Raw genomic sequence first — 17,588 nt, forward strand, 5'->3', positions numbered from 1 at the left:
GGGCCCGCGGCACCGGGGTTAGGCTCGGTGCGTGGAGCTCAAGAACATTCCCGACCCCGGTTTCTCCGACGACGACGGAACAGCCGATCCGGCCCTGGAGGCGGCGCTCGCCGCGTGGGCCGAGGACCGGACCGCCGAGGGGCCGGTGCTGGAGGCACTCAGGGGCGCCCGGCTCCTCGTCCCCGTCGTCGCCGTCCTCGGCGAGGTCGAGGAGGACGAGAACGGGCTGCGCCGCGAGAAGACCAGCGACATGGCCGTGCCGACGCTGACCGCGGGGGAGCGCCGCGCTCTGCCCGCCTTCACCTCGATCGGCTCGCTGGCCCGCTGGGACCCCACCGCCAGGCCCGTCGCCGTACCGCTGCACCAGGCACTTCAGGCGGCCGCCCACGAGAAGGCCGACACCGTCGTGCTCGACCTCGCCGGCCCGGTGCCGTACCAGCTCAGCGGCGGTGCGCTGCTGGCGCTGGCAGAGGGGCGCACCAGTGCGGACCCGCTCGACGATCCCGCCGTCTCCGGCGCGGTCCGCGAGGTGGTCGCTGCCGAGCCCGCGGTGCTCCGCGCCCACCTCGGCCCCGGCAGTGCCGACGGCACCCTGGCCCTGGTCCTCACCGCGGACGCGGTGCCCGCGGAGGTGGCGCGCCGGGTCGCCCAGGCGCTCGCCGCCCACGACGTACTGAGGGCCCGCCTGGTGCGGGGCCTCGACCTGGCACTGCTGCCGGCCGCGGCCACGCCACCCGGCGAGCCCCTGTTCGTACGCGTCGGTTCGGCGGCCGGTCAGCCGTAGACCGGACCGGTGTACTTCTCGCCCGGGCCCTGGCCCGGCTCGTCGGGAACCAGCGAGGCCTCGCGGAACGCCAACTGCAGCGACTTCAGCCCGTCGCGCAGCGGCGCCGCGTGGAAGGAGCTGATCTCGGTGGTGCTCGCGTCGAGCAGGCCGGCCAGCGCGTGCACCAGCTTGCGCGCCTCGTCCAGGTCCTTGTGGTCTGCGTCGTCCTCCGTCAGGCCCAGCTTGACGGCGGCGGCGCTCATCAGGTTCACCGCGACCGTGACGATGACCTCGACGGCGGGGACCTCGGCGATGTCGCGGGTCATGGCGTCGAAGTCGGGGGACTCGGAAGGGGTGGTCGCGTCACTCATGTGGCACACGATATGCCCACCCCTCATCAGCCCTTCCCCCCTCCCCGGGGCCTCGCGGTCCCGGCATCTCGCGCGGGACGGGTTCCCGGCCACCGGTTAGCTCCTTCCGGCCAGAGCTGCTAACCTTGTGTGACGACCGGCCGGACACCTGCGTGCCCGGCCCACAAGTGGAGGCTCCGATCTCCCACCTGGCTGTCCCTCGGGACGGCGGGTCACCGGTCAGGCGGCGCCCATCGTTCCGTACGGACGATGGAGTCGCCCGATGTACGCCCCGCGGTCGACGCGGCGGTGTTCCGGTATTCGAGGAGCTCCCGCCTGTGTCCCGTCCGGGGCATTTTTCGTGTTCCGGTGCGGTTGGTCTCACTGAAAACAGACGTTACGCGGCTGTCTGCCAGACAGTCGTGTGGTGCTACCGAGGAGGATCCATCAGCGCCGAGCCCCGCATCAACGACCGGATTCGCGTTCCCGAAGTGCGACTTGTCGGTCCCAGCGGCGAGCAGGTCGGGATTGTTCCGCTTGCCAAGGCCCTTGAACTTGCGCAGGAGTACGACCTCGACCTGGTCGAGGTCGCGGCGACCGCCCGTCCGCCCGTGTGCAAGCTCATGGACTACGGGAAGTTCAAGTACGAGTCGGCCATGAAGGCCCGTGAGGCGCGCAAGAACCAGGCGCACACGGTCATCAAGGAGATGAAGCTCCGGCCGAAGATCGACCCGCACGACTACGACACCAAGAAGGGTCACGTCGTCCGGTTCCTCAAGCAGGGGGACAAGGTCAAGATCACGATCATGTTCCGTGGTCGTGAGCAGTCCCGACCCGAGCTTGGTTTCCGCCTGCTCCAGCGTCTCGCTTCCGATGTCGAGGACCTCGGATTCATCGAGTCGAACCCGAAGCAGGACGGCCGGAACATGATCATGGTTCTCGGCCCGCACAAGAAGAAGACCGAGGCCATGGCCGAGGCGCGTGAGGCCCAGGCCGCACGCAAGGCCGGCAGCGCCAAGGCTCCGGCCGACGCACCTGCCGAGGCCGAGGCCGAGGCCGAGAGCCCCACCGAGACGCCTTCCGAGGCGTGACCCGCAGGGGCGCCACCCAGGCGCCCCGGGTTCGCTCGGACCAGCAACCACGACTGACGCTCCCGCACGCCGGTGTCCGCACCGGGGGAGCGCCACTGATGAGGAGAGAACGGCGCGATGCCGAAGAACAAGACGCACAGCGGTGCCAAGAAGCGCTTCAAGATCACCGGCTCCGGCAAGGTGCTCCGTGAGCGCGCCGGCAAGCGCCACCTGCTCGAGCACAAGCCGTCCACGCTGACGCGTCGCCTCTCCGGCAACGCGGAGATGGCTCCGGCCGACGCCAAGAAGATCAAGAAGCTTCTCGGCAAGTGACGTCCTCCGTCCCCGGGTGACCGGGGACGGGACGCCGAGACCGGGACCTAATTCGTTTCCGGGCTGGATGAGTCGAACTGTGAATCCCAGCCCCGCTACAAGGAGTTAACAAGTGGCACGCGTCAAGCGGGCAGTCAACGCCCACAAGAAGCGCCGGGCGATCCTCGAGGCGGCCTCCGGCTACCGCGGTCAGCGTTCGCGCCTGTACCGCAAGGCCAAGGAGCAGGTCACCCACTCCCTGGTCTACAACTACAACGACCGCAAGAAGCGCAAGGGCGACTTCCGTCAGCTGTGGATCCAGCGCATCAACGCCGCTGCCCGCCAGAACGGCATGACGTACAACCGCCTCATCCAGGGTCTGAAGGCCGCCAACATCGAGGTGGACCGCAAGATCCTGGCCGAGCTCGCGGTCAACGACGCCAACGCGTTCGCCGCGCTCGTCGAGGTCGCCCAGAAGGCGCTCCCGAGCGACGTCAACGCCCCGAAGGCTGCCGCCTGACCGGCGCGTCGTACCGGATGTGACCGGACCCGCAGGCCCTGTGGCCTGCGGGTCCGTGTGCGTCCGGCCCGCCGTCCGTACCGCCCTCCCGCGCACCCGAAGGTGAGTTAATGGCAGCCGCCCCCGAGTTGATCTCCCCGCGTTCGACGCGCGTCGCCGCCGCCCGGCGGCTGGCGAAGCGGAACTTCCGCGGCAAGGAGCGGCTGTTCCTCGCCGAGGGACCGCAGGCCGTACGCGAGGCGGCCGCGCACCGCACGGACGGGGAGCCCACCCTCGTCGAGCTGTTCACCACCCTCGACGCGGCCGAGCGGTACGCCGAGATCATCGGCGCGGCACGCGACGCCGGAGCCCGGGTGCACCTCGCCGACGAGTCGGTGATCGCCGACATCTCGACCACCGTCACCCCGCAGGGGCTCGTCGGTGTCTGCCGCTTCCTGGACTCGCCGTTCGAGGCCGTCCTCGCCGCGCGGCCCCGCCTGGTCGCGGTCCTCGCCCATGTGCGCGACCCCGGGAACGCCGGCACCGTCCTGCGCTGCGCGGACGCCGCCGGTGCCGACGCCGTCGTCCTCACCGACGCCTCCGTCGACCTCTACAACCCCAAGGCCGTCCGCGCGTCCGTCGGATCCCACTTCCATCTGCCCGTGGCGACCGGCGTTCCGGTCGAGCGGGCCGTCCAGGGACTCAGGGACGCGGGCGTACGGGTCCTCGCGGCCGACGGCGCCGGCGAGGACGACCTGGACCACGAACTCGACGCCGGCACCATGGGCGGACCCACCGCCTGGATCTTCGGCAACGAGGCCTGGGGGCTGCCCGAGGAGACCCGCGCGCTCGCCGACGCGGTCGTCCGGGTGCCCATCCACGGAAAGGCCGAGAGCCTGAACCTGGCGACCGCCGCGGCCGTATGTCTCTATGCCTCGGCGCGTGCCCAGCGCGCGGGCAGTACCCGCTGACCGGCGGTACTCGCTCAGGGGGTCCGCTCCGTCACCTTCAGCTAGTAGGGTGACGGGCTCGGGGACCCACTGCGCCGGCGGAGAGGTGGGGTACGGGGATATGGCTGTCGGGACGAGCGGGCCCGCGGAGACGCACGGGGCTCTGCGGGGTCCTTCCGACGGACCCGGGTGGTTCGGCATCGACCCCGACGATCTCGCCGACGGACTGGTCGTGGCCGACGAGACGGGCCGGGTGATCTGCTTCAACGACGCCGCCGTCAGGATCACCGCCGTGGCCCGGCGCGACGCCCTCGGGCACCCCCTGGAGCAGGCTCTCCCGCTGGAGGACCTCAAGGGCCGCCGCTGGTGGACCCTGACCGATCCGTACGGCGGACTCGCCACCCGGGTCGGCCAGCCCGAGCGCAACCTCCTGCTGCCGGGCGGCCGTGAGGTACTGGTCTCCGCCCGGTACGTCCGCGAGCGCCCCACCGGGCCGATACGCCGGCTCGTCGTCAGCCTGCGCGGCACCGAGGCCCGCCGCCGCACCGAACGCAGCCACGCCGAGCTGATCGCCACCGTCGCCCACGAACTGCGCTCCCCGCTCACCTCCGTCAAGGGCTTCACGGCGACGCTGCTGGCCAAGTGGGAACGCTTCACCGACGACCAGAAGCGGCTGATGCTGGAGACCGTCGACGCCGACGCCAACCGGGTCACCCGTCTCATCGCCGAACTGCTCGACATCTCCCGTATCGACTCGGGACGCCTCGAGGTGCGCCGCCAGCCCGTCGACATGTCCGCGGCCGTCGGCCGGCACGTCCAGGCCCACATAGCCAGCGGCCAGCGCGCCGACCGCTTCCTGCTGCGCATCCGCCATGATCTTCCCGATCTGTGGGCGGACCCCGACAAGATCGACCAGGTGCTCGGCAACCTGCTCGAAAACGCGGTGCGCCACGGCGCCGGAACCGTCACCATCGAGGTGGCGCCGGCATCGGCGAAGGACGACGAGAAGGGAACGGCCGTCACCGTGAGCGACGAAGGCCCCGGCATCCCCGAGGAGTCGATGGGCCGTGTCTTCACCCGCTTCTGGCGGGGGAGCAAGCGCGGTGGGACGGGACTGGGCCTCTACATCGTCAAGGGCATCGTCGAGGCGCACGGCGGCACGATCACGGTGGGCCGCGGTCCCGGCGGCGGCGCCGAGTTCCGATTTATTCTGCCCGTCGGCGCCCCTGCCTATCTGGCGTAGGCGCCCACGGGCTTCGCAGCGTCCAAGCGACCTTTAGACTCGGCTTTTGGCACCTTTGCGTCCTCATTCGTCGAGCAAGGCCGCGCCATCAGCCAATCGGAAGCACGGGAAGAGATGTCGGCACCGAACAAGTCGTACGACCCTGTCGAGGTCGAGGCACTGAAACCGGAAGAGATCGAGCGCATGCGGGACGAGGCGCTCGCCGCCTTCGCGGCCGCCGGCGACCTCGACGCGCTCGCCCACGCGAAGGTCGCGCACACCGGCGGCACCTCGCCGCTCGCGCTCGCCAACCGTGAGATCGGCGCGCTGCCCCCGCAGGCGAAGGCCGAGGCGGGCAAGCGTGTCGGCCAGGCACGCGGCGTCGTGAACAAGGCGCTCGCCGCCCGTCAGGGCGAGCTGGAGGCCGAGCGCGACACCCGCGTGCTGGTCGAGGAGGCGGTGGACGTCACGCTGCCGTACGACCGGATCCCGGCCGGCGCCCGCCACCCGCTCACCACGCTCATGGAGCGCGTCGCGGACGTCTTCGTCTCCATGGGGTACGAGGTCGCGGAGGGCCCGGAGGCCGAGGCGGAGTGGTTCAACTTCGACGCCCTGAACTTCACGCCGGACCACCCGGCGCGGCAGATGCAGGACACCTTCTTCGTCCAGGGGCCCGCGGGCACCGAAGGCGACGAGTCCGGCGTCGTGCTGCGTACGCACACCTCCCCGGTCCAGGCCCGCTCCCTGCTCGACCGGGAGCCGCCGGTCTACGTGGTCTGCCCCGGCCGTGTGTTCCGCACCGACGAGCTGGACGCCACCCACACCCCCGTCTTCCACCAGATCGAGCTGCTGGCCGTCGACGAGGGTCTGACCATGGCCGACCTCAAGGGCACCCTGGACCACATGGTCCAGGCGCTCTTCGGCGCCGGCATGAAGACCCGGCTGCGCCCGAACTACTTCCCCTTCACCGAGCCGTCCGCCGAGATGGACATGCTCTGCTACGTGTGCCGGGGCGAGTCCGTCGGCAACCCCGACCGGCCCTGCCGCACCTGCTCCAGCGAGGGCTGGATCGAGCTCGGCGGCTGCGGAATGGTCAACCCGAAGGTGCTCGTCGCCTGCGGCGTGGACCCGGAGAAGTACAGCGGATTCGCCTTCGGGTTCGGCATCGAACGAATGCTGATGTTCCGCCACAACGTCGAAGACATGCGAGACATGGTCGAGGGTGACGTCCGGTTCACCCGGCCGTTCGGGATGGAGATCTGATGCGGGTCCCGCTTTCATGGCTGCGGGAGTACGTCGACCTGCCGGCGACGGAGACCGGCCGTGACGTACAGACCAGGCTTGTCGCCGCCGGCCTCGAGGTCGAGACCGTCGAGCAGCTGGGCGCCGGGCTCAAGGGCCCGCTGGTGGTCGGCCGCGTCCTGACCATCGAGGAACTGACCGAGTTCAAGAAGCCGATCCGCCACTGCACGGTCGACGTCGGCCAGGCGAATGGCACGGGCGAGCCGCAGGAGATCATCTGCGGCGCCCGGAACTTCGCCGTCGGCGACAAGGTCGTCGTGGCCCTGCCCGGCGCCGTCCTGCCCGGCGACTTCCAGATCGCCGAGCGCAAGACGTACGGCCGGATGTCCCGCGGCATGATCTGCTCCAGCAGCGAGCTGGACATGGGCGACGACGGCACCAAGGGCATCATCGTGCTGCCGCCCGAGTACGAGGCCGGCATCGACGCCACCGAGCTGCTCGAGCTGTTCGACGAGGTCCTCGACATCGCCGTCACGCCCGACCGCGGCTACGCCCTGTCCCTGCGCGGCGTCGCCCGTGAGACCGCCACCGCGTACGGCCTGCCGCTGCGCGACCCGGCCCTCCTGGACGTCCCCGGGCCGAACGCCTACGGCTACCCGGTCAACGTCTCCGACCCCGTCGGCTGCGACCGCTTCACGGCGCGCACCGTCGTCGGGCTCGACCCCGAGGCCCGGTCGCCGATCTGGCTCCAGCGCCGCCTCCAGAAGGCGGGCATGCGCCCGATCTCGCTCGCCGTCGACATCACCAACTACGTGATGCTGGAGCTCGGCCAGCCGCTGCACGCGTACGACCGCACCCGTCTCGACGGGCCGATCGGCGTGCGCCGGGCCGAGGCCGGCGAGAAGCTCACCACCCTCGACGGGGTGAAGCGCGTCCTCGACGCGGGCGACCTCGTCATCACGGACAGCCGCGGACCCATCGGCCTCGCCGGCGTGATGGGCGGAGCCAACACCGAGATCGCGGACGCGGAGACCCACCCGGAGACGGGCGAGGTCAAGGGCACGACCGAGGTCGTCATCGAGGCCGCGCACTTCGACGCGATCTCCATCGCCCGTACCGCCCGCAGGCACAAGCTGGCGTCCGAGGCGTCCCGGCGCTTCGAGCGCGGGGTCGACCCGGAGGCCGGCGCGGCCGCCGCGCAGCGCACCGTCGACCTGCTGGTGCTGCTCGCCGGCGGGACCGCGGAGGCCGGCGTCACGCACGTCGTCGCGCCGTCCGCCCCGCGTACGGTCACCATGCGCGCCGACCACCCCGACCAGGTGGCGGGCGTCGACTACGGCCGCGAGACCGTCGTCCGGCGCCTCCAGGAGGTCGGCTGCGACGTCTACGGCCAGGACGAGCTCGTCGTCACCGTCCCCTCGTGGCGGCCCGACCTCGCCGCGCCCAACGACCTCGCCGAAGAGGTCATCCGGCTGGAGGGCTACGAGAACCTGCCCTCGACGCTGCCCAAGCCGCCGCCGGGACGCGGGCTCACCGAGCGCCAGCGGCTGCACCGCCGACTCGGCCGTGCGCTGGCCGGCGCCGGCTATGTCGAGGCGCTGAACTACCCGTTCATCGGGGAGCAGGTCCTCGACCAGCTCGGTCTCGCGGCGGACGACCCGAAGCGGCGCCTGGTCAAGCTCGTCAACCCGCTCTCCGACGAGGAGCCCGCGCTGCGCTCGACGCTGCTGCCCGGGCTGCTCGGCGCGCTGCGCCGCAACGACGGGCGCGGCAGCCACGACCTCGCGCTCTTCGAGACCGGACTGGTCTTCCAGGCCGGTCGGACGCCCGGTGTCGCGCTGCGGCTGCCGGTGGACCGCAGGCCCACCGACGAGGAGATCGCCGAGCTGGACGCCGTGCTGCCCGCACAGCCGCGGCACGCGGCGGTCGTCCTCGCGGGCGCCCGCGAGCAGGCCGGCTGGTGGGGCAAGGGCCGTCCGGCCGAGTGGGCGGACGCGGTCGAGGCCGCCCGGTCCATCGCCGCCGAGGCAAGGACCGAACTGACCGTGCGCCAGGGGCAGTACGGCCCGTGGCACCCGGGCCGCTGCGCCGAGCTGGTCGTGGTGGTGGACGGCGAGGAGCGCATCGCGGGCCACGCCGGCGAGCTGCACCCGCGTGTCCTCAAGGCACTCGGACTGCCCGCCCGCACCTGCGCCATGGAGCTCGACCTGGACCTGGTCGAGCAGGCGTCCGCGGGCACGGTACCGGCTCCGCGGATCGCCACCTTCCCGGTCGCGACCCAGGACGTCGCCCTGGTCGTGGACGGGCAGGTCCCGGCCGCCGACGTGGAGAAGGCGCTGACCGACGGCGCGGGCGAACTGCTGGAGTCCATCCGGCTGTTCGACGTCTTCACCGGCGAGCAGATCGGTGAGGGCAAGAAGTCGCTGGCGTACGCGCTGAAGTTCCGTGCGCCCGACCGGACGCTGACGGTCGAGGAGGCCTCGGCCGCGCGCGACGCGGCGGTGGCTCTCGCGTCGGAGCGTACGGGAGCGGTCCTGCGCGGAGCCTGACGCGCGTACCGGGGCCCGCCCCGGACGCCGGCACGACAACCGCGGGAAACCGTGAGAGAACGCCAACACCGGCGAGGCTGGGGAACCTGCCTCGCCGGTGTTGTCATGGGTACGCCGTGCAGGCGCCGTACCCGGGCCGGAATCCTCCAATCGCTCGCCTTCTGCAACCAGTGCAGCGAAAGGCAACCAAGGGATTGCCGTGCGGCCGGCGCCGCCCGCCCTGCCGCGGAGTGTCGGGCAGATCAGCAGGGCAGACGACGCGAACGAGGACCGCCGCACTGTACGAGGGGGAGCCGGCGGTCCGGCCGCCTCCATGAGAGGCATTTCAGTCAACCGGCGCGAACCGTACGGCGGCAGAGCGCGCGTGGCACAGATCGGGGCACTCCGTTCACACCCCGTGCGAATCGTCCTCTACTAGGCTGGGCGCACCGAGCCAACGGAGGGGCCTCATGCAGCCCAACACCCTGCTCGACGCCCTGCTCGACGAGGCGGGCATCTCCCACGCCGGCCTTGCCGCACATGTGAACCAGGCCGGCCGCGCCCGGGGTCTCTCGCTCCGGTACGAACACACGGCCGTGGCACGGTGGTTGAAGGGACAGCGCCCGCGCGGCCAGGTTCCCGACCTGATCTGTGAGGTGCTCGCCGGCCGGCTGCACCGCGCCATCACGCTCGGCGACATCGGTCTCGGCGTCAACGGGGACTCGGTCATGCCCCCCGGCTCGCCGCTGTCCGGCTTCGTGGAGCGGGCCACCGCGCTGTGGCGCTGCGACGAGCAGCAGCGACGTCACATCATCGAGGCCCCGGCGGTCACCGGCACACCCGCCGTGATGCCGGTGTGGGAGTGGGAGAACCCTCCCGAGGACGCGGACGTGTCCCGCTCCGGGCAGACGCGCGTGAGCATGGCCGACATCACGATGCTGCGCGCCGCCCGCGCGCACTACGAGCTGATGTACCGCAGGGCGGGCGGCATCGCGACCCGCGCCCGCATCGTCGGATTCCTCAACGCCGAGACCGCGCCGCTGCTGCGCGGCGGCTACAGCGACGCCCTCGGCCGCCAGTTGCACCGAGCGACGGGCGGTCTGGTGGCGGTCGCCGGAATCTGTGCCTACGACTCGGACGCCCACGGTCTCGCGCAGCGCTACTTCCACCAGGCCCTGCGCCTGGCAAAGGCCAGTGGGGACAGGGGACTTGGCGCGTACGTGATAGCGCTGCTGGTCAACCAGTCGCTGTTCATGGCCGAGCACCGGCAGGCGGTGGCCTTCGCGGAGGCGGCACTGCGGTCCGCCGGTGACCGGATCACCCCCGCCCTGGCAGCCGATCTGTACGCGATGCAGGCCAAGGCGTATGCGCACCTCGGAGACGGAAGCAGCGCTCTTCGCTGCATACGGCGCGCCGAGCTGGAGGCCGGGCGCATTCATCCGGGGCACGAGCCCGACGAGACCGGCTATGTGCAGCCCGGACTGGTCAACGTCCAGGTGGCCGAGGCCCTGCTCAGCCTCGGTGACCTCCAGGCGGCCCGTGAGCACGCCACGGCCGCCGTCGACACGCCCGCGCACGACCGCGGCCGGGTGCACCGGCTCGCCATGCTCTGTCAGATCGAGCTCCGCCAGGGCGAGGTCGACCGCGCGGCCCGTACCGCGGTGGAGATGGCGGAGCGGGCTCGGGGCATGGAGTCGCAGCGGCTGCGGGACCGGTTGCGCGTGGTGCGGGAGCATCTCGTGCTGAGCGGATGCGCCAACGCCGACGAGGCCGCCGAACTCATCGACGGGGCGCTGCGCGTTCCCCTCTGACCGAGCTCCTGCTGCGATATTGCCATCTACTTGTCGGAAGGTGGCAGAAAGATGCAGTGGACGAACTTAAGCGAACAAACTGTGTATGAGAACCGTTGGTTCAGGGTCAACCTGGCCGACGTCGTTCTCCCCGACGGCCGGCATCTCGATCACTTCCTGATACGGCTGAGGCCCGTCGCCGTGGCGACGGCGGTCAACGCGGCCAACGAGGTGCTGATGCTCTGGCGGCACCGGTTCATCACCGACACCTGGGGCTGGGAGCTCGCCGCGGGGGTCGTCGAGGACGGCGAGGACATCGAGACCGCGGCGGCCCGCGAGATGGAGGAGGAGACCGGGTGGCGTCCCGGCCCTCTCCAGCACCTCATGACCGTGGAGCCGTCGAACGGCCTCACCGACGCCCGGCACCATCTCTACTGGGCCGAGGACGCGACGTACACCGGTCACCCCGCGGACGACTTCGAATCCTCGCGGCGCGAGTGGGTCCCGCTGAAGCTCGTGCCCGACATGGTGGCGCGCGGTGAGGTCCCGGCCGCCAACATGGCGGCCGGGCTGCTGATGCTCCACCATCTGCGGCTGGGCTGACGTTCCCGGAGCCGGAGCCGGAGCCGCACTCGCCACGACGGGCCCCGGACGGCGCCTACGGCCTCGACGGGCTCGGGGAGCCGACGGCTGCCGACCCCCCGTTCCCGGCGTGGCTAGCGGGCCAGCGCCTGCCAGACCGCCACCGCCAGCGCCCCGAGCGCCGTCAGTGCGGCCACGGCCGGCAACGGCCACCTGGCATGTTCCAACGCCCCGACGCGCGCGGCCAGATCGGTCAGCTCCCGGTCGATCTGGTCGTTGCGCTGCGCGAGCAGCGCAAGATGCCCGTCGATCCGGGCGAGGCCGACATCGAGGCTGCGGCGCAGTTCGGCGAACTCCTCGACGACCACTAAGTGATCTGGGTCGGTGGTCACGGATCGGCTCCTCTGCAGAAGGTGTACGGCGTGTACAGCGAACCCTTGGCTGAGCGGAACCGAGTCAACTCTCCATGGTCACAGGGCGGGAGCGTGTGCGCACGGCATATGCGAGCACGCCCCTCACACTCCGTGTGAATCAGGAGTACGGGTAGAAGCCGGAGCCCGTCTTACGGCCGAGGCGCCCCGCGTCCACCATCCGCTGCAACAGCGGCGGCGCCGCGTACAGGGGCTCCTTGAACTCCGCGTACATCGAGTCGGCGACGGACGCGACGGTGTCCAGGCCGATCAGGTCGGAGAGCTTCAACGGGCCCATCGGGTGGGCGCAGCCCAGCTCCATGCCGTTGTCGATGTCCTCGCGGCTGGCGATGCCCGACTCGAACATCCGGATGGCGGAGAGCAGGTAGGGGATGAGCAGCGCGTTCACCACGAAGCCCGAGCGGTCCTGGGCACGGATGGCGTGCTTGTCGAGCACCTGCTGGACCACGGCCTCGGAGCGCTTGATCGTCTCCTCGGAGGTGGTGAGCGCGGGGATCAGCTCGACCAGCTTCTGGACCGGAGCCGGGTTGAAGAAGTGGATGCCGATGACCTGGTCGGGCCGCGAGGTGGCGACGGCCAGCTTGACCAGCGGAATCGAGGAGGTGTTGGAGGCGAGGATGGCGTCCTGGCGGGTCACGACCTGGTCGAGGATCTGGAAGATCTCGGTCTTGACCTGCTCGTTCTCCACGACGGCCTCGATGACGAGGTCGCGGTCGGCGAACTCCCCGAGGTCGGTGGTGAAGCTCAGACGCTCCAGCGTGGCATCCCGCTCCTCCTCGCTGATCTTGCCGCGTTCGGCGGCTTTCGACAGCGAGTTGTACAGCCGGGTACGACCGATCTCCAGGGCCTCGCCCGTGGTCTCGGCGACCTTCACCTCGAGCCCACTGCGGGCGCACACCTCCGCGATGCCTGCGCCCATCTGGCCACAGCCCACCACTCCGACGCGTGCAATGTCGGCCATTGAGTCCGTCACCTCGTGCCTTTCGCTGAATCAGTGCGGCGGAGCGTCCGCATGGTTCCGGTGCCCGCCTCGACGCCCCGACGTTACTCCGGATGCGGAGGTGCGTGACCGTCAGGGGCGGGCATGCTGTGCGGAAACGACCACCGGCGACGATGACACCGAAGGCGACAAATGGGGCGTATTGGTAGAAGAGGTTTCGTGACGACGGCCGTGAGCGTGCTTGCCGCGATGGCGACGGCGGGCGACGCGGCAGCCTTTCCTCCGCGGCCGAGGCGCCCGCGGCCCCTCGCCGAGCCGGAGTTCCGCGGCACGTGGCTGGCGACCGTCACCAACCGTGACTGGCCCTCACGTCCGGGTCTCACGGCGAGCCGGCAGCGTGACGAACTTCTCGCCCATCTCGACACCGCGGTCGCCCGCAGGCTGAACACCGTCGTCTTCCAGGTCCGGCCGAGCGCGGACGCCTTGTGGCCGTCGCCGTACGAGCCCTGGTCGGTCTACCTCACCGGCGTCCAGGGCAAGGACCCCGGCTGGGACCCGCTCGGCACCGCCGTGCGCGAGGCCCACGCCCGCGGACTCGAACTGCACGCCTGGTTCAACCCCTACCGTGTCGCGGTTCACACCGACCCGTCCCGGCTGGTCGCCGGCCACCCGGCCCGCGTCCACCCGGACTGGGTCCTGCCCTACGGCGGGAAGCTGTACTACAACCCCGGCATCCCCGAGGTCCGCGCCTTCGTCCAGGACGCGATGACCGACGCCGTGAAGCGCTACGCCGTCGACGCCGTCCACTTCGACGACTACTTCTATCCGTATCCGGTCGTCGACCAGGTCTTCGACGACGACGCGACCTACGCCCGGTACGGCGCGGGCTTCCCGGACAAGGCCGCCTGGCGGCGCGACAACATCGACCGGCTCGTCAGGGAGATGTCAGCACGGATCAAGGAGACACGGCCGGGCGTCGGTTTCGGCATCAGCCCCTTCGCGGTGTGGCGCAACGGCGCCACCGACCCGCTGGGTTCGGACACCCGCGCCGGAGTGCAGACTTACGACGACCTCCACGCCGACACCCGCCGCTGGGTGAAGGAGGGCTGGATCGACTACATCTCCCCGCAGGTCTACTGGAACATCGGGTTCGCCGCCGCCGACTACGCGAAGCTGCTGCCCTGGTGGAACGACGTCGTCCGGGGCACCGGTGTCGATCTCGTGATCGGGGAGGCCCTCTACAAGGCGGGCGACCCGGCTCAGCCCGCGCCGTGGCAGGACCCCGCCGAGCTCTCGCGCCACCTCACGCTGGCGAAGACGTACAACGGGGTCCGCGGCCACTGCTTCTTCTCGGCCAAGGAAGTCATGACGGATCGGATCGGGGCGATGGCCAGGGTCGTGGCCGACCACTATCCGACCAGGGTGCTGCCGCCGCGCTGAGCGGCGGCGGCTCAGGCGTGCTTTCGGGCGGCGGCCCCGTCAGGCGTGCTCGTCCGGCTTGACGACGGTGTCGGGGCCGGGGGACATGAGCGCCTCGTGACCGTCGTCGTAGCGGACGCGGTAGGGCGGCGTGCCCTTCTGTCCCAGCACCTCGACGACTTCGGCGGTCCGGTCGTGCTGTCCCACGGTCCTGCCGTGCACGAGCAGTTTGTCGCCTACGTTGGCATGCATCGTGGTGACCTCCTCGCAGGGGTGGTCTCTGGTTCGAGTTTACGGCCGGGTCCCGGAGTTGCACCCTCAGCTGCCGGCCCGTCTCAGCTGCGGGCCCGCTGGGTCACGGCGATGCAGACGAGGACGGCGACCGCGGCCACCGGTGCGGCGGGGGAGATCTCCTCACCCAGCAGGCCCACCGACCAGACGAGGGTGAGCAGCGGCTGCGCCAGCTGGATCTGGCTCGCCTTGGCGATGCCGATCGACGCCATGCCCCGGTACCAGACGTACAGGCCGAAGAAGGTCGAACCGGCGGCGACCCACAGGAGACCGATCACCCCGTGGGCCGTCATCCGCACCGGCTCGTGGGCGAGCGCGACGGCCGAGCCCGCCAGCGCCAGGGGCAGACAGAACACCAGGGCCCAGCCGATCACCTGCCAGCCGGGCATCTGCCGGGCGAGCCTGCCGCCCTCCGTGTATCCGGCGGCGCAGACCAGCAGGGCGCCGAACAGATACAGATCGCCGGTGTGCAGCGCTCCGCCGCTCTGCTGGACGGTGAACGCGATCACCACGGCCGCCCCGGCCAGAGCGGCCAGCCAGAAGGTGCGGGAGGGGCGGCGCCCGGTGCGGACCGCGGCGAAGGCGGCGGTGGTGAGCGGCAGCAGACCCACCACGACGGCCGCATGGGACGTGGTGGACGTCTGCAGGGCCAGTGTGGTCAGCAGCGGGAAGCCCACGACCACACCCCCGGCGACGACGGCCAGCGGGCCCCAGTGGCGGCGCTCGGGAAGCGGTACGCGCAGCGCCAGCAGAAAGGCTCCCGCGATCAGTGCGGCGAGCACGCTGCGCACCCCGACCAGCGACCAGGGGCCGAACGACTCGAGGCCCCAGGCCGTGGACGGAAAGGTGAGGGAGAAGGCGACGACGCCCAGCGCGGCGAGGAGGGTTCCGTTACCGACCGCTATCGGCATTGTGCGAGTAGCGCTATCCTGTGCTGTCATGCAAGAGCGTAGCAGTGTTGCTGACCTGGCGAATGTGCTGAAGCGAGAGCTCGACCGCTACTCGCCGGGTGGGAAGCTGCCATCGAGCCGGGCGCTCGTCGAGCGCTTTCGGGTCTCCCCGGTCACCGTCTCCCGCGCCCTCGCGCAGCTCGCGGCCGAAGGGCTGGTCGTCACCCGCCCCGGCGCGGGGGCATTCCGGACGGAGCCCCGCACGCACGCGCCCGCCCCCGGGGACACGTCCTGGCAGGAGGTCGCCCTCAGCGCCGACGCCGCGACCGAGCTCGTGCCCCGCACCGTCGACGCCTCAGGGGTCCTCGCCACCCTCGCCGCACCGCCGCCGGGTGTCGTCGAGTTCAACGGGGGCTATCTGCATCCGTCGCTTCAGCCGGAGCGGGCGATGGCCGACGCGCTGGCCCGCGCGGGACGCCGCCCGGGCGCCTGGAGCCGGCCGCCCGCCGACGGGCTGCCCGAGCTGCGCGAATGGTTCGCCCGCGGTCTCGGCGGCAGCATCGGGGCCGCGGACGTCCTGATCACCGCGGGCGGACAGTCCGCGCTGACCACCGCCCTGCGGGCGCTCGCGCCGCCCGGAGCACCCGTCCTCGTCGAATCGCCCACCTATCCGGGCATGCTGGCCATCGCGCGCGCGGCCGGGCTGCGGCCGGTTCCCGTGCCCGTGGACGCGCAGGGCGTGCGACCGGACCTGCTCGCCGCCGCGTTCCGGGCCACCGGCGCCCGGCTCTTCATCTGCCAGCCGCTCTTCCAGAACCCGACCGGTGCCGTGCTGTCCGCCGAGCGCCGCCCCGAGGTCCTGCGCATCGCGCGCGAGGCCGGAGCCTTCGTCGTCGAGGACGACTTCGCCCGCCGCATGGCCCACGACGACGCCGGTCCGCTGCCGAGCCCGCTCGCCGCCGACGACCACGACGGTGTCGTCGTCCACGTCAGCTCACTGACCAAGGTGACCTCGGCCAGTCTGCGCGTGGGCATGCTGGCGGCACGCGGGCCCGTGTCGGAACGCCTGCGGGCCATTCACGTCGTCGACACCTTCTTCGTGCCCCGCCCGCTCCAGGAGGCGGCCCTCGAACTGGTCGGAGCGCCGGCCTGGAGTCGTCATCTGCGCACGGTGTCCACCGAGTTGACGGCACGCCGCGAGGCGATGGCGGTGGCCCTGCGGGCCGGACTGCCCGAATTGTCCCTGCCGCACATCCCCGCCGGCGGCTACCACCTCTGGCTGCGGCTGCCGGACGGCGCGGACGAGTCCGCGCTGCTCTCCGCGGCCCTCCGCGCGGGTGTCGCACTCGCCCCCGGCCGCCCCTACTTCTGTGCCGAACCCCCCGCCGGGTACCTCCGGTTGAGCTTCGCGGGGGTGGCCGGAACGTCGGAGATCGCCGAGGGAGTACGCCGGCTGCGCACCGCCTGCGACGAGCTGACCTGACCTTTCTTCATGCTGTGGGCAAAGGCTTGGGGTCGGCGGGCGGCTGTCCATTTCCCCTCTTGACCTGCGCGGCTTTCCCGCTCACCATCTCGCCATGAGTGTTCGGATCACGCTGGTGGCTGCCGCCCGCAGCTCCGCCCTGCTCGCCGAGCGCTTCGACGACGACCGGCCGCTCGACCAAGCCGGCTGGCACGAGGTGCAGCTCGCCGCGCATGCCCTGGTGCAGCTCAACGCTTCCGAGCTGCGGTACTGCTCGCCGACGGTCCGCAGCCGTGCGACGGCGCAGGCGCTCGGCTTCGCGCCCATGGCGCAGCCGGCCCTGCGCGACTGCGACATGGGCCGCTGGCGCGGATACACCCTCGCGGAGGTGACCGCCGTGGATCCGGGCGCCGTGGACGCGTGGCTCGGCGATCCGCGCTCCGCACCGCACGGCGGGGAGTCACTGCTCGCCTTCATCTCGCGGATAGGGGGCTGGCTGGACACCCGGCCGGCCGAGGACGGCGGCACGATCGTCGCCGTCGCCGAACCGTCGGTGGTCCGGGCGGCCCTGGTCTACGCCCTCCAGGCGCCGCCGACGTCGTACTGGAACGTGGAGGTGCGCTCGCTGTCGACGGTCACCCTGGCGGGCACCGCGGGCCGCTGGAGCCTGCGCCTCCAGACGGCGGCCTGAGCCCGGGGCGCGGATCGGCGACTTGCGGAAGCGCGGAACAAGCCGCGCAGACGAGGTGCCCAGCCCTCAGCCTCAAGTCACCCGGAGCCGGGGCGCGCAGGACAGGCCGCGCAGGACGGGGTGCCCAGCCCTCAGCCTCAAGTCGCCCGGCCC

18 protein-coding genes are annotated in these 17,588 nt (G+C 71.4%); 13 read left to right on the forward strand and 5 right to left on the reverse strand.

Going from position 1 to position 17,588, the window contains the following annotated elements; all coding sequences use genetic code 11:
• Nucleotides 1-31 precede the first annotated feature (31 nt).
• Nucleotides 32-784: an SseB family protein gene (locus tag RPQ07_RS30085; RefSeq protein WP_313947356.1), complete on the forward strand. Its 753-nt coding sequence runs from the start codon at nucleotides 32-34 to the stop codon at nucleotides 782-784.
• Here the strand turns inward: RPQ07_RS30085 and RPQ07_RS30090 are convergent.
• Nucleotides 775-1,137 carry a DUF1844 domain-containing protein gene (locus RPQ07_RS30090; RefSeq protein WP_313947357.1) on the reverse strand — a complete coding sequence of 121 codons (363 nt, stop codon included), beginning with the start codon at nucleotides 1,135-1,137 and terminating at the stop codon, nucleotides 775-777. The genes RPQ07_RS30085 and RPQ07_RS30090 overlap by 10 nt on opposite strands.
• Before the next feature lie 401 nt (nucleotides 1,138-1,538).
• Between RPQ07_RS30090 and infC the strand changes: the two genes are divergently transcribed.
• The 9 genes from infC (at nucleotide 1,539) to RPQ07_RS30135 (ending at nucleotide 11,332) form a co-directional block, all read left to right on the forward strand.
• The gene (gene infC, locus RPQ07_RS30095; protein ID WP_313947358.1) at nucleotides 1,539-2,207 is read left to right on the forward strand and encodes a translation initiation factor IF-3; all 669 of its coding nucleotides are present in this window, start codon (nucleotides 1,539-1,541) and stop codon (nucleotides 2,205-2,207) included.
• Nucleotides 2,208-2,324: 117 nt separating this feature from the next.
• Nucleotides 2,325-2,519, forward strand: a complete 195-nt coding sequence (gene rpmI, locus RPQ07_RS30100) for a 50S ribosomal protein L35 (protein WP_313947359.1) — start codon at nucleotides 2,325-2,327, stop codon at nucleotides 2,517-2,519.
• A gap of 112 nt (nucleotides 2,520-2,631) precedes the next feature.
• On the forward strand, nucleotides 2,632-3,018 hold the full coding sequence (gene rplT / locus RPQ07_RS30105; protein ID WP_114037952.1) for a 50S ribosomal protein L20: 387 nt from the start codon (nucleotides 2,632-2,634) through the stop codon (nucleotides 3,016-3,018).
• A 110-nt stretch (nucleotides 3,019-3,128) separates the two neighbouring features.
• Nucleotides 3,129-3,968, forward strand: a complete 840-nt coding sequence (locus RPQ07_RS30110; protein WP_313947360.1) for an RNA methyltransferase — start codon at nucleotides 3,129-3,131, stop codon at nucleotides 3,966-3,968.
• A 100-nt stretch (nucleotides 3,969-4,068) separates the two neighbouring features.
• A complete protein-coding gene (locus RPQ07_RS30115; RefSeq protein WP_313947361.1) occupies nucleotides 4,069-5,190 on the forward strand; it encodes an ATP-binding protein in 1,122 nt (373 codons plus the stop codon).
• Nucleotides 5,191-5,304: 114 nt separating this feature from the next.
• Nucleotides 5,305-6,432 carry a phenylalanine--tRNA ligase subunit alpha gene (gene pheS, locus RPQ07_RS30120; protein WP_313947362.1) on the forward strand — a complete coding sequence of 376 codons (1,128 nt, stop codon included), beginning with the start codon at nucleotides 5,305-5,307 and terminating at the stop codon, nucleotides 6,430-6,432.
• Nucleotides 6,432-8,960, forward strand: coding sequence for a phenylalanine--tRNA ligase subunit beta (pheT, locus tag RPQ07_RS30125; protein WP_313947363.1), 2,529 nt, complete (start codon nucleotides 6,432-6,434; stop codon nucleotides 8,958-8,960). Before pheS ends, pheT begins: the two co-directional genes overlap by 1 nt.
• 449 nt (nucleotides 8,961-9,409) lie before the next feature.
• Nucleotides 9,410-10,750, forward strand: a complete 1,341-nt coding sequence (locus RPQ07_RS30130; protein WP_313947364.1) for a transcriptional regulator — start codon at nucleotides 9,410-9,412, stop codon at nucleotides 10,748-10,750.
• A 51-nt stretch (nucleotides 10,751-10,801) separates the two neighbouring features.
• A complete protein-coding gene (locus RPQ07_RS30135; protein ID WP_313947365.1) occupies nucleotides 10,802-11,332 on the forward strand; it encodes an NUDIX hydrolase in 531 nt (176 codons plus the stop codon).
• Nucleotides 11,333-11,445: 113 nt separating this feature from the next.
• On the opposite strand, the gene RPQ07_RS30140 is transcribed toward RPQ07_RS30135, so the two are convergent.
• Nucleotides 11,446-11,703 (reverse strand): hypothetical protein, encoded by a 258-nt coding sequence (locus tag RPQ07_RS30140; RefSeq protein WP_313947366.1) that lies wholly within the window; start codon nucleotides 11,701-11,703, stop codon nucleotides 11,446-11,448.
• A 139-nt stretch (nucleotides 11,704-11,842) separates the two neighbouring features.
• Complete coding sequence (locus RPQ07_RS30145; protein ID WP_313947367.1) at nucleotides 11,843-12,703, reverse strand: 3-hydroxybutyryl-CoA dehydrogenase; 861 nt, start codon at nucleotides 12,701-12,703, stop codon at nucleotides 11,843-11,845.
• 171 nt (nucleotides 12,704-12,874) lie between these two features.
• Between RPQ07_RS30145 and RPQ07_RS30150 the strand changes: the two genes are divergently transcribed.
• On the forward strand, nucleotides 12,875-14,122 hold the full coding sequence (locus RPQ07_RS30150; RefSeq protein WP_313947368.1) for a glycoside hydrolase family 10 protein: 1,248 nt from the start codon (nucleotides 12,875-12,877) through the stop codon (nucleotides 14,120-14,122).
• 39 nt (nucleotides 14,123-14,161) lie between these two features.
• Here RPQ07_RS30150 and RPQ07_RS30155 read toward each other — a convergent pair whose 3' ends face one another.
• Complete coding sequence (locus RPQ07_RS30155) at nucleotides 14,162-14,353, reverse strand: DUF1918 domain-containing protein (protein ID WP_313947369.1); 192 nt, start codon at nucleotides 14,351-14,353, stop codon at nucleotides 14,162-14,164.
• Nucleotides 14,354-14,436: 83 nt separating this feature from the next.
• A complete protein-coding gene (locus RPQ07_RS30160) occupies nucleotides 14,437-15,333 on the reverse strand; it encodes a DMT family transporter (RefSeq protein ID WP_313947370.1) in 897 nt (298 codons plus the stop codon).
• Here RPQ07_RS30160 and RPQ07_RS30165 point away from each other — a divergent pair.
• Both RPQ07_RS30165 and RPQ07_RS30170 read left to right on the forward strand, forming a co-directional pair.
• On the forward strand, nucleotides 15,332-16,765 hold the full coding sequence (locus RPQ07_RS30165; RefSeq protein ID WP_313947371.1) for a PLP-dependent aminotransferase family protein: 1,434 nt from the start codon (nucleotides 15,332-15,334) through the stop codon (nucleotides 16,763-16,765). The genes RPQ07_RS30160 and RPQ07_RS30165 overlap by 2 nt on opposite strands.
• 94 nt (nucleotides 16,766-16,859) lie before the next feature.
• Nucleotides 16,860-17,435 (forward strand): histidine phosphatase family protein, encoded by a 576-nt coding sequence (locus tag RPQ07_RS30170; RefSeq protein ID WP_313947372.1) that lies wholly within the window; start codon nucleotides 16,860-16,862, stop codon nucleotides 17,433-17,435.
• The last annotated feature ends 153 nt before the right edge of the window (nucleotides 17,436-17,588 follow it).

The sequence above is a fragment of the Streptomyces sp. AM8-1-1 genome, from assembly GCF_032229325.1.
Taxonomy (GTDB): Bacteria; Actinomycetota; Actinomycetes; order Streptomycetales; family Streptomycetaceae; genus Streptomyces; species Streptomyces achmelvichensis.

Coding starts and splice junctions, on each gene's coding strand:
- RPQ07_RS30090 (WP_313947357.1), bottom strand. CDS start 1,137: ATGAGTGACGCGACCACCCCTTCCGAGTCCCCCGACTTCGACGCCATG.
- rpmI (WP_313947359.1), top strand. CDS start 2,325: ATGCCGAAGAACAAGACGCACAGCGGTGCCAAGAAGCGCTTCAAGATC.
- RPQ07_RS30110 (WP_313947360.1), top strand. CDS start 3,129: ATGGCAGCCGCCCCCGAGTTGATCTCCCCGCGTTCGACGCGCGTCGCC.
- RPQ07_RS30115 (WP_313947361.1), top strand. CDS start 4,069: ATGGCTGTCGGGACGAGCGGGCCCGCGGAGACGCACGGGGCTCTGCGG.
- pheS (WP_313947362.1), top strand. CDS start 5,305: ATGTCGGCACCGAACAAGTCGTACGACCCTGTCGAGGTCGAGGCACTG.
- pheT (WP_313947363.1), top strand. CDS start 6,432: ATGCGGGTCCCGCTTTCATGGCTGCGGGAGTACGTCGACCTGCCGGCG.
- RPQ07_RS30130 (WP_313947364.1), top strand. CDS start 9,410: ATGCAGCCCAACACCCTGCTCGACGCCCTGCTCGACGAGGCGGGCATC.
- RPQ07_RS30135 (WP_313947365.1), top strand. CDS start 10,802: ATGCAGTGGACGAACTTAAGCGAACAAACTGTGTATGAGAACCGTTGG.
- RPQ07_RS30145 (WP_313947367.1), bottom strand. CDS start 12,703: ATGGCCGACATTGCACGCGTCGGAGTGGTGGGCTGTGGCCAGATGGGC.
- RPQ07_RS30150 (WP_313947368.1), top strand. CDS start 12,875: ATGGGGCGTATTGGTAGAAGAGGTTTCGTGACGACGGCCGTGAGCGTG.
- RPQ07_RS30155 (WP_313947369.1), bottom strand. CDS start 14,353: ATGCATGCCAACGTAGGCGACAAACTGCTCGTGCACGGCAGGACCGTG.
- RPQ07_RS30165 (WP_313947371.1), top strand. CDS start 15,332: ATGCAAGAGCGTAGCAGTGTTGCTGACCTGGCGAATGTGCTGAAGCGA.
- RPQ07_RS30160 (WP_313947370.1), bottom strand. CDS start 15,333: ATGACAGCACAGGATAGCGCTACTCGCACAATGCCGATAGCGGTCGGT.
- RPQ07_RS30170 (WP_313947372.1), top strand. CDS start 16,860: ATGAGTGTTCGGATCACGCTGGTGGCTGCCGCCCGCAGCTCCGCCCTG.